We start from the raw sequence: 6,791 nt of genomic DNA on the forward strand, positions 1-6,791 counted from the left end.
CCCCCCCGGCGGCGCGGATCGCGGATGCGCCCGGGCCGATCGAGGAGGACCCGCCGCTTTCAGCCGGAGTGCTCCTGGATCTGCGCTTCTCAGCTGAAACACCGACCCTCAAACTCGCGCCGGGCAGCAGCTACAGCAACGGCGAAAGCCCCCTGCAGCAAAGGCTCTGGGCGCGGCTGCGCACCGAGGCCGCAAATGCCCACACGGCCACGTTGGGCGTGCTGGCCCTGGTGCTCAACGATTCGGTGGGCGGCTGATGGCAGCGACGATCACCGACCTCAGCCGCCGCGGCGACCAGGGCTTTGGGCTGCCGGGTCTGTTTGCTGAGGCCCATGCCCTGCTGCTGGCCTGGCTCACCGCCGCCAACGGCCAGAACCCGAGCCAGCTGCTGAGCGTGCTCACCGGCCCTGTTGATGCACCAGGCTTCTGCGGCTGGACGATCAGAGCAAGGCTCGCGGCGCTCAGCGGCGGTCAGCCGGTGGAGCTCATGAGCCAGTGGGTGGCGAACCTGAGCAGCGGAGCGGTGACGACCCATGCCGGCCTGGCCTCGGGCTTCTCGCCGGGCCCCGCCCTGGGTGGTCACGGCAGCCTCACGGGCGGGGTGGGCACCACCAGCTCCCTGATCACCCTGCCCCCTCAACCACTGCCCCTGGGGGCGGTGGTGGCCTCCTCCCTGGCGGCAGGCCAGGAGTTCTTCTGCTTTGCCTTCTCTCAGCACTCCTTCTCCAACCGCCAGGCGGTGGCGCTGCTGATCGCCAAGGACGTGGTGTCCACTCAGTGGCACCTCTCGCTCACCGACATGACCGGTGTGATCGCAACGGTGGCCTGGAACCTGGCGCGGCCCCAGGTGCAGCTCTCCACCGCCTTCCGCGCTGACTTCTTCTCATCAGCGACGCCACTGATGCTGGTGCGCCCGGCCCAGTGGCTGCCGATCACCCCGACGATCGTGTTCACCACGCCGCTGCCGCCGGTGCAGTGGTGGGACCCGGTGGCGTTGCCGGTGGACCTGGCGCTCTACAACCGCACCTTCACGAGCTTTGGCTACATCAAGCCGGCCGATGGCAGCGAGTGGCTGCAGCTCGGCGGCGCCCGCCTGGTGGTGCGCCTCAAGGACCCGGTGAGCTGACGCGATGACCCTCACCTGCTCCGCCCTGCAATGGCCGCTGTGGAACTGGACCAGCAAGCTGGCGACTGATCCGGGCATGAAGCTGGCGGAGGCCTTCGGCGCCTTCTCAGCGGAGGTGAATGCCACACCGGCCAATGCCCTGGTGCCGCTGTCGCTCGTCAAGGATCACAACGCCGCGACGGGGGCGATCACCTACGGCTATGTCTGGCGGCTGGGCCATCCGCAGACTCCAGTGCTGTTGAGCTTCTCCAACAGCTCCAAGGTTCAGGGCTACAACTCCAGCAGCAGCTCTGCCCGCCTGCAACTCGGCCTCGAGAGCGCCTACACCAACGACAGCAGCAACGGCGGCTACGGCAGCTTCTCGGCGACCTTGTTCAGCGTCAATGCCGGCCTGTCGCACTACGCCTCGGATGGAACACCGGCGTGGGATCTGGCCGGCTTTCTGCTGATTCAGGCCGATACGACACCAGGCCGTGAGTTCTTCTGCTACACCATCGCGCCGGTCGGAACCGACATCAACACGCAGAATCACACCCTGCTGTTGTTCCGCTCGCCGGCGGTGAGCGGTTGGAGTGTGGTGCTCAACCGCTCCAACTCCTACACCGGCATGTTCTATTCGCAGAACAGCTACACATGGAGCAACAACACCCTGGTGGCGGCCTCGATCATTCCGCTGCCGCCGACCGGCAGCGAGCAGCAGCTGATCCGCGGTTGCGGGTTGTATGCCAACACCACCAGCGGTCTGTTTGCGCCGGGGATCCTCCAGCCACGCATCACGCTGCCGGACTGCTTCTGGCTGGGCAGCAACCAGCTCTCGGACCCGCGCCGCCTGGGCCGGGCCAGCAACCCCAGCGGAGCCGGCACCTTCTATCAGCTGGCCGCGGCCTACAGCGGCGCCACCGACCTCTGGTATCTGCACCCTCCCGGCACACAACCAAGGGCGGGCTGGGACACCGTCGGTTCTTTGCCCTGGAGCACGGTGCCGGATCGGCTGAGCTTCTGCCCGCTGCTCACCCCAGGCCCCGTGGCGATGGGACCAGCCGTCGGGCCGGATTTCCTGATCGACTGGTCAACGGCAGCGCTCGGTGCCCCGGGCGTGAGGCAGCACCCCTTCTATGCCAAGCAGCTCCAGGGGGGTGGGGGATCTGGTGGCGGCAGAGGACGGCCGAGCACTGGAGTGCTGTGGCCGCGGGGGGTGTGAGGGGCGGCCCTGCCCTCAAGACTCAGCCACCTCCAGCACCGATCCACGTCGGCCCGTCGCCCCTGCGGTCTGCCGCAGCCGCTTCGGCACCCGCTGTTTCTTGATTTCCCTTCTCCTGGGGTACGCCGCCAGGGCGGACTGGAGCCAGTGCCGGTGCTCTCGCTGCAGAGACAGCGGCGCCTCGATCCGCACCCCGCCGCCCAGGGCATACAGCCAGCGACGAAGGTCCTGGTCACGCTCGAGGGTCCAGAGCGGCAGGTCGATCTCCACCGGATAGGGGTGGCTGGAGCGGCTGCACGGCAGCAGTTCCGCCTGCTCGCCCAGCGGGCTGAGCACTCCATCGCCGGGCAGGGCGCGCGACAGGCGCACCGCCGCCGCCGGGAAGCGCCGCACCTCCTCACGGAGCAGGGCAAAGGCGGCGGCATCACAGCTCAGCTGCAAGGTGCCCATGGCCTTGCTGCGCTGCTCCGATGGCGTCCCGCAAACCGCTTGCTGCGCCTGGAGGGCATCACCGAACTCAAGGCTGCCGCAGCAGTGCTGCAAGGTTTCGCCGCGCAGCAGCGCCGCGGCATGGGATGGCTGGCTGCGGCAGCTGCCGATTTCGATCCGGCGCAGCCCCAGCTGATCGATCCGGCGGCAGGCCAGCAACCCCTCCATCTGGCCGATGTGATCGTGCTCGAACAGCAGGTACCAGGCACTGGTGTGGAAGATCAACTGCAACGGCCACACCCGGATCTCCTCCAGCCCGCCATGGGAGGCGGCCAGGGCCGTGAGCACCACCCGCTGGTGCTGCTGAATGGCGCCGCGCAGCTGCTCGGCCTGCTCGGTGTTGAGCAGGGTGCCGCTTCTGCGCTGATCCCCCGCCAACAGGGAGCGATTGAAAAACGTCCGAACCGGCGGCACGGCCTCGATGGCGATGCCGCTGCGTTGCAACCGCTTGCCCAGCTCCCGGGCAATCGCCTGCCCGCTCGGATCACCGAGCCGATCGGCATTGGCCTGCAGCAGCCCATGGATCTCCACCTGCAGCGGCAAGGGCAGCAGCGAGGCGCCGAGGGCATAGCCGTGGCGGCCACTGCCTGCCGCATCGCGAAAGCCATAGGGCGTGAGGATCGCTGTGATGCTCTGGTGCAACTGGCGGGGGGTCCAGCAGTGAAGGCCGCCGCTGAGGGTCTTGAGCCTTGCGGCGAGGTGGTGGTCGATCGCCACCCCCTCCTGTCGATCAAAGGGGTGATGAAGGATGTGGCGCAGCAGGGTGAGCGCCCGGCAAAAGGCCTCGCGATCACCTAGAGCAGACCAGCCGCCCGGACTGAGCGGTTGCGACGCCGGCCAGGGCGGCGGCTCGACCGCCCGCAGCGGCGCGGGTTTCCCCTTCTCTGAGTTGACGCGCCAGGCGGTGGTGAACCCCTGTTGCCGCAACCAGTCCAGGTCGGCTGCGATCGCGCTCACGTCCGCATAACAAGGCCCGTGCAGCTGGCTGAGCTGGGCCGCTGCCCGCTCGGCCAGGCCCGCAGACTCCTCGGGGGAGACCTGGACGTTGGTGGCGGTCAGTTCCGGCTGGCGGCTGAGCAGCTGGATCAGGTGGAGCAGCCGTTCGCACTCCAGCAGGCGCGAGTAGCCATGGGGGATCAGCCGGGCGTCCCGGTTGCGGGCGGCGCTGATCCGCCGCTCCAACTTCCCCAGAACCACCTGCAGGTGAGGCTCCAGTTGCTCATGGTGATGGGGTTCAACGCAGACCACCGCTGCGAAACCTTCCGAGCGGCTGGGCGAGAAGGGGGTCTGGCCCAGCAGGGAGACATGGTTGTCGATCACCTGCTCGGGAACGCTGTGATCACGGCGCTGGTTCCACTGCTGGCAAAGCTCGCGCGGTGTGCGCAGCCACCAGCCGATCCACTCCACCGGCACCGGCAACTCCAGCCTTTGCGTAATCGCCAGCCGCCAGGCCCGGCGCGAGAAGGTGGCTTCCACGATCACCGGAGCGCCTGAGCCGACAGCCTCCTGGATGCGTTGGTGCATCACTGCGGCGATGTCATCCCAGGGGCCAAAGACACCGCGATCTCCAAAGATTTCGGCGCGAATGTCGCGGCTGCTGATGTAACAGGGGGGAGGCTCCTCAGTCCCGCTCAGCAGCGCTGCCAGCAGGCGGGCGAGGGTGGACTTGCCGCTGGCGGGCGGGCCGATCAGCAGGTGGCAGCGCAACGGCCGAGCCGGCGGATCCGAGCTGCGGCGTCGTTGCGAGGCCGTCGTCGATGCGGTGGAGGGAGTCATGGGCGTTGGATCAAAGGGCACATCCCCAGCTCCATTGGGCAGCAAGTGGCGGTGCGATTCCTGCTGCATTCATCACGATTCGGTAGCGCTCCTTGCCGTGCTGGTGGCGGTCAGTACCAAAGGCCGATTACGGCCTTGGTGGCAGGAGCATTCCGCCACCCGCCGACCAGCGCGAGATCCGCTGCCTGCTCCGATTCCACCTCCTCTGCGCCCTGCCACCGGCCTGCGTGTGGCCACCGACCCGTTCCATCAGCACCTGCTCGACGGACTCGCCCCTCCGGGGGCGACTCCGCTGCTGTGGCGGAGCCTGAGCCAGTGGGGTGAGCCGCTGCGTTCTGGCGAGCTGGAGGCGGTGCTGCTGGCGAGCGTCTGCCCCGCTCCGGTGGAGGGGATGGCCTGGTTGCCCCTTGGCCGCTGGGGGCTGCTCCTCGCCAGCCGGTTGAACGGCACCGAGTCAGCCGCCGCGCCACCGTCCCGGACCTTCCGGTTCCTGGCACCGCCATTGGCGGCTGCACCGGCGCTCCATCACGCCCTGCAGGAGCAGCAGCTGGCGGCTATCACCGCGCTGGATGCTGTTGCGGCCACCGCTTGGCTGGCGGAGTTGCAGCGGGGGGATGTGCTGTTGCCGGTGCCGCCATCGCTGCTGTTGACCAGCCCCTGGCGGGAGGCTCAGCTGAGCGCGGTGTGGCCATGGGAGCCACTTGTGGAGCACCTCTGGCTGTTGGTGCCCCAGGAGCTCGCCGGGAGTGCAGCTGTGCTGGCTGTGGCCGCCCGACTGGGCGAGCGGATTACTGCGGCTTCAAGATGACTGTCTCAAGGCCCACCAACCGCAGCTGCGGTAAGCGGTTACTTTCAGTCACCGCCATCGCCTCCCCCACCCGCATGGCACTGTTCTCCCCGATCAAGAGCACGGCAAAGGCGACGTGTTGTTCGGTTCAGAGGAGCAGCTGGAACATCACCAGGGCATCGACATAGCCCAGCTGCTTGTGGAGAAACGCCCCCGGCAGGGTGCCGATGCTCTGAAAGCCGTTGCGCTCCCAGCAGCGGATGCCGGCGATGTTGGTGCTCACCACCAGGTTGAACTTCATCGCCTGAAAGCCCAGCCGCCGAGCAGCCTGCAGGTAGTGCTGGCAGAGGCGGCTGCCGATCCCCTGCCGGCGGGCGTGTTCGGCTACTACGTAGCCAGCGTTGGCCACATGGGCGCCGAGGGCCAGGGAATTCGGCCTCAGGGAATAGGCGCCCACCAAGGCCCTGGCCGCATCCACGGCCACCATCACCGCCCGGTTCTGCTCCTCCCACGACTCACTTGCCTCGGTTTCCGTGATGGCAGGGTCATTGGGGAAGGTTTCGCCGGGGCGGAACACCGGCTCCAGCAGCCGCCACACTCCAGGCCAGTCGGCATCCTCGTAGGGGCGGATCTGTAGTGGCGTGGTGGGCGCGGCCAGCGGCGAGGGGGATCGGGGAGATGGTGATCCTCTTCCCCTCCATCGGGCGAAGCATCTCCTCTTCCGGCTCAGCGCATCACTAACCCGATTGGCCCCAGGGCTGCCACCCCACCACAGAGCGCGAGCAGCAGGGCCACCCCTCGGGTCCAGGCAAGGGGCAGGCGCCGCAACAGCAGGAAGCTGCCGCCGCTCACCAGCACCGAACCTGCGAACGCCCCCAGCCACCAGAGAGCGGCGGAACCATCGGCCGGGGCCTCCAGGCCGTGGAGCATGGCGTGAACAGCCACCGCTGAGGCCACCAGGGCGGCGCAGGCGCCCAACTGGGGGCTCTGCTGCGAGCGGAGGCATCGCAGCACCAGCACCGCCACGGCGCTGATCGCCAGGGCTGCGAGAAATTCTTGGGCCGGCAACGTGCCGCCCATCGCCCCGAACACGCCGCCGCCAACGGCACCAGCCAGGGCCCAGAGCAGCAGTTGGGCGGACATGCAGGAGGCAGCAGCCCCCACACCGATCAGCAGCAGCAGGTGATCGGTGCCGCTGATGGGGTGCAGGAAGCCCGCGGCGATGCCGCCGTTGGCGATGCCATGGGCCTGAGCGGGTTGATCGAGCAGCAGCGCCAGGGCTGCCGCACCGCCGAGCATGGCCAGGGTTCTGGCCGGGAAGGTCTGAGTCATCAAGAGGTCCGGTCCGCGCCGGGGATGAAGGGGTTGTGCACTGCGAGCGTTCTCACTGAAGGGGCCATGGCCCCCATCAC

Annotated in this window: 7 protein-coding genes; 4 read left to right on the plus strand and 3 right to left on the minus strand. The window is 68.2% G+C overall.

From position 1 onward, the window contains the following. From KBY78_RS14845 to KBY78_RS14855, 3 genes are all read left to right on the plus strand, one after another. Window positions 1-257: hypothetical protein (locus KBY78_RS14845; protein WP_255144286.1), on the plus strand; the 257-nt coding region annotated here is incomplete at its 5' end. Continuing rightward, window positions 257-1,126, plus strand: coding sequence for a hypothetical protein (locus tag KBY78_RS14850; protein ID WP_255144288.1), 870 nt, complete (start codon window positions 257-259; stop codon window positions 1,124-1,126). The genes KBY78_RS14845 and KBY78_RS14850, both read left to right, overlap by 1 nt. A gap of 4 nt (window positions 1,127-1,130) precedes the next feature. Then, window positions 1,131-2,327 carry a hypothetical protein gene (locus KBY78_RS14855; protein ID WP_255144289.1) on the plus strand — a complete coding sequence of 399 codons (1,197 nt, stop codon included), beginning with the start codon at window positions 1,131-1,133 and terminating at the stop codon, window positions 2,325-2,327. Window positions 2,328-2,342: 15 nt separating this feature from the next. On the opposite strand, the gene KBY78_RS14860 is transcribed toward KBY78_RS14855, so the two are convergent. Then, complete coding sequence (locus KBY78_RS14860; protein ID WP_255144290.1) at window positions 2,343-4,592, minus strand: AAA family ATPase; 2,250 nt, start codon at window positions 4,590-4,592, stop codon at window positions 2,343-2,345. A gap of 229 nt (window positions 4,593-4,821) precedes the next feature. Here KBY78_RS14860 and KBY78_RS14865 point away from each other — a divergent pair, with 229 nt between their 5' ends. Then, a complete protein-coding gene (locus tag KBY78_RS14865) occupies window positions 4,822-5,400 on the plus strand; it encodes a hypothetical protein (RefSeq protein ID WP_255144292.1) in 579 nt (192 codons plus the stop codon). A 127-nt stretch (window positions 5,401-5,527) separates the two neighbouring features. Here the strand turns inward: KBY78_RS14865 and KBY78_RS14870 are convergent, their stop codons facing one another. Together KBY78_RS14870 and KBY78_RS14875 are read right to left on the minus strand one after the other, a co-directional pair. Beyond that, complete coding sequence (locus KBY78_RS14870) at window positions 5,528-6,037, minus strand: GNAT family N-acetyltransferase (RefSeq protein WP_399215995.1); 510 nt, start codon at window positions 6,035-6,037, stop codon at window positions 5,528-5,530. A 68-nt stretch (window positions 6,038-6,105) separates the two neighbouring features. Beyond that, window positions 6,106-6,791 (minus strand): HupE/UreJ family protein (locus KBY78_RS14875; protein WP_315856677.1); only part of this gene is annotated, 686 nt, incomplete at its 5' end.

The organism is Synechococcus sp. EJ6-Ellesmere, assembly GCF_024345875.1.
Taxonomy (GTDB): domain Bacteria; phylum Cyanobacteriota; class Cyanobacteriia; order PCC-6307; family Cyanobiaceae; genus Regnicoccus_A; species Regnicoccus_A antarcticus.

Coding starts and splice junctions, on each gene's coding strand:
- KBY78_RS14860 (WP_255144290.1), bottom strand. CDS start 4,592: ATGACTCCCTCCACCGCATCGACGACGGCCTCGCAACGACGCCGCAGC.
- KBY78_RS14850 (WP_255144288.1), top strand. CDS start 257: ATGGCAGCGACGATCACCGACCTCAGCCGCCGCGGCGACCAGGGCTTT.
- KBY78_RS14855 (WP_255144289.1), top strand. CDS start 1,131: ATGACCCTCACCTGCTCCGCCCTGCAATGGCCGCTGTGGAACTGGACC.